Source organism: Leptospira sp. B5-022, assembly GCF_000347035.1.
Taxonomy (GTDB): Bacteria; Spirochaetota; Leptospiria; order Leptospirales; family Leptospiraceae; genus Leptospira_B; species Leptospira_B cinconiae.
Window position 1 is genome coordinate 1 of the sequence record NZ_ANIJ01000031.1, and the last position, 2,346, is coordinate 2,346.

Consider the following 2,346-nt stretch of genomic DNA (forward strand, 5'->3'; position numbering starts at 1 on the left):
CTTCGCATAACTTTCGGTGCTTCCGCAGCGCTGCGGGCTTGCTACGCAACCCTTGCTTGGCCTACGGCACATTTCGCTTTGTCACTCGTCTTGCAGAGCAAGTCTCGTGCCAAGTCCTTACGGACTCGCGAAACGTCGGAACACCTTGGTCGTTAGGCGAAATCACTTGCAGTGATATTATATTAAAATATATGAATTCACCTGATTATTGGAAATATATACAAGATTCTTATACATATTTGATTGTTCCAGATTTGGTCGAAATTGGCTTCTATTTATATGTATATATGGATAGAAGAGTAATTGCTGATTATCTGCAGGACTCATTTCAAGCGGCAATAGAGTTCGCTGCTGAGGAGTTTGGTGTCCATGTCTCTTCTTGGATACGTCATGACGGGGAACCTCCTTCATTGTAGTCCTGTATACGATTACAACTAAGACTTCAGTTTTTTTGCTTATTGCATTTTTTATTTTCAATTTTAATATACAAAGCAGTATTTCGAGATTGGAAAGTTGAGAGAACATCAGATGTATTTTATTCAGTTTAAAACGAGCTGGTATCATTGTAATTCACGCAAGTGACTCCGCCTAACTGTCGGCTCTGACGCAGCGCTTCGAGCTGCTACGCACTCTCGCTTGGCCTTCGGCACATTTCGCTTTGTCACTCGCCTTGCAGAGCAAGTCTCGCGCCAAGTCCTGTCGGACTCGCGAAACGTCGTCAAGCCTTGGTCGTTATACGCCATGTAGCTCGAAATTGGATCTGCTCCTAAAAATCTGTTGATTACTTGAAATTAAATTATAATGTAAATTCCATAATGTCGGAGAAGTTATGAAGAAATATATGTTTTTATCAATCGGTTTTGAAATGCCAACTCAAGAAATAATGGAAGCTTGGGGGAAATGGTTTTCATCAATAAAAGATAGAATAGATGCTGGCGGAAATTTTTTAAACGGGAGGGAAATTACCCGTAATGGAACAATCCAATTGCCATTAGATCTAAATTCAATCACGGGATATATTATAGTAAATGCTGAAAATATGGATCAGGCAGAAGAAATTGCAAGAAGCTGTCCAATAATTACCAGTTTAAAAGTATTTGAGATAATGTCCGCTAAAAGCTAAGCAATTTAACAGTGCGAGTCTAAATACTTTGCTTTTTATATACCAAGCCAATAAAGAACCCAGCAATCGTGAATTGGATGATGTGAAAGATTGCTTGTATCAAGAACCACATGTTAATTGAATTTACTTCAATTTTTGCTGCATTTGCGATTGTAGAAACTGAATATAAGAAAAGACCCATCACTAAGCTGAATTGTATTCCTCGAATAATTGAATATCCTTTTTCGTTATAAAATGGAAACAAGTAGGCTAAAATTACCCCTTGGATTAGCATAGATCCAAACCCCAACGGAATTATTGGGTCTTTCCGATTATAGATTCCGAAGGAATCATAAAGTTCGTTGAACAAGAAGAAATGCCAGGATGCCCCTAATATGAATGTGGGAATCAGGTAGCCTAGAGTCGCTAATATGAATGTTTTCATCTAAATTATTCCTTTCGGATGATTTAAGGCTTTAACACAAATAAAGGTAAATTAAAACAAAATAATCGGAACTGCTTTCGGTTTCTTAGTGTTCACGAGCTAAACGGCGTATAACTTTCGGTGCTTCCGCATCGCTTCGAGCTTGCTTCGCAACTCTCGCTTGGGCTTCGCCACATTTGCTTCTGTCACTTCGTTTGCATGAGCAAACTCGTGCCATCGCAAACGTCGGAACACCTTGGTCGTTAGGCGAAACGACCGCAAAATTCTTTCTTAAAAGAAGAATTATTTAAGGACTTCATTTAGAAATCTCAAAAAAGCAATTTGACATATGAATTATAATGTTGCATTTTGAATAAAAATGCAGGTCTAATGAGTATGTCTAAGACAATTACATTGCGTATTGAAGATCCGATTTATGATATATTTAAGAAAGCCGCCGAAGGTGAAAGACGTACTATTTCGAACTTTGTTGAAAATGCTGCCATTCAGTATCTTACAAATGAGTTTTATGCCTCAGATGAAGAGATGGATGAAATTCTTTCAGATAAACAGCTTATTTCATCCTTGAAAAAGGGACTGAAAGAAGTAGCTCAAGGAAAATATAAAGTTGTCCGCTGAATATAAAATAGCGGAAACCGAACAATTTCAAAGTAAACTCAAAGATCGTCAGTTTTCCCATCTTCAAAAGAAATTAACAGATTACGTCTATCCAATCCTAAAAAAGAATCCATTCTTTGGACCGAATATCAAAAAGCTGAAAGGGGAGTTTGACGGTCTTTATAGATATCGTATTGGTAAG

Annotated in this window: 4 protein-coding genes and 1 pseudogene; 4 read left to right on the plus strand and 1 reads right to left on the minus strand. The window is 37.9% G+C overall.

Features of this window, described 5'->3' with window-relative positions; all coding sequences use genetic code 11:
- A pseudogene (locus LEP1GSC192_RS20095) lies at window positions 1-416 on the plus strand (hypothetical protein); the annotation flags it as partial.
- 413 nt (window positions 417-829) lie between these two features.
- Entirely contained in the window at window positions 830-1,123 is a 294-nt protein-coding gene (locus tag LEP1GSC192_RS13775; RefSeq protein ID WP_036090271.1) for a hypothetical protein, read from the plus strand.
- Window positions 1,124-1,632: 509 nt separating this feature from the next.
- Here the strand turns inward: LEP1GSC192_RS13775 and LEP1GSC192_RS20220 are convergent.
- On the minus strand, window positions 1,633-1,764 hold the full coding sequence (locus LEP1GSC192_RS20220; RefSeq protein WP_157186912.1) for a TraY domain-containing protein: 132 nt from the start codon (window positions 1,762-1,764) through the stop codon (window positions 1,633-1,635).
- Between the two features lie 158 nt (window positions 1,765-1,922).
- On the opposite strand from LEP1GSC192_RS20220, the gene LEP1GSC192_RS13785 reads away from it, so the two are divergent.
- Window positions 1,923-2,165 carry a CopG family transcriptional regulator gene (locus LEP1GSC192_RS13785; protein WP_036090277.1) on the plus strand — a complete coding sequence of 81 codons (243 nt, stop codon included), beginning with the start codon at window positions 1,923-1,925 and terminating at the stop codon, window positions 2,163-2,165.
- Window positions 2,155-2,346, plus strand: a 192-nt coding sequence (locus tag LEP1GSC192_RS13790) for a type II toxin-antitoxin system RelE/ParE family toxin (protein ID WP_020770592.1), incomplete at its 3' end; no start/stop codon positions are given. The genes LEP1GSC192_RS13785 and LEP1GSC192_RS13790, both read left to right, overlap by 11 nt.

Bases quoted from the DNA above. Each gene is read 5' to 3' on its own strand.
- LEP1GSC192_RS20220 (WP_157186912.1), bottom strand. From the start codon at position 1,764: ATGGCACGAGTTTGCTCATGCAAACGAAGTGACAGAAGCAAATGTGGC.
- LEP1GSC192_RS13785 (WP_036090277.1), top strand. From the start codon at position 1,923: ATGTCTAAGACAATTACATTGCGTATTGAAGATCCGATTTATGATATA.
- LEP1GSC192_RS13775 (WP_036090271.1), top strand. From the start codon at position 830: ATGAAGAAATATATGTTTTTATCAATCGGTTTTGAAATGCCAACTCAA.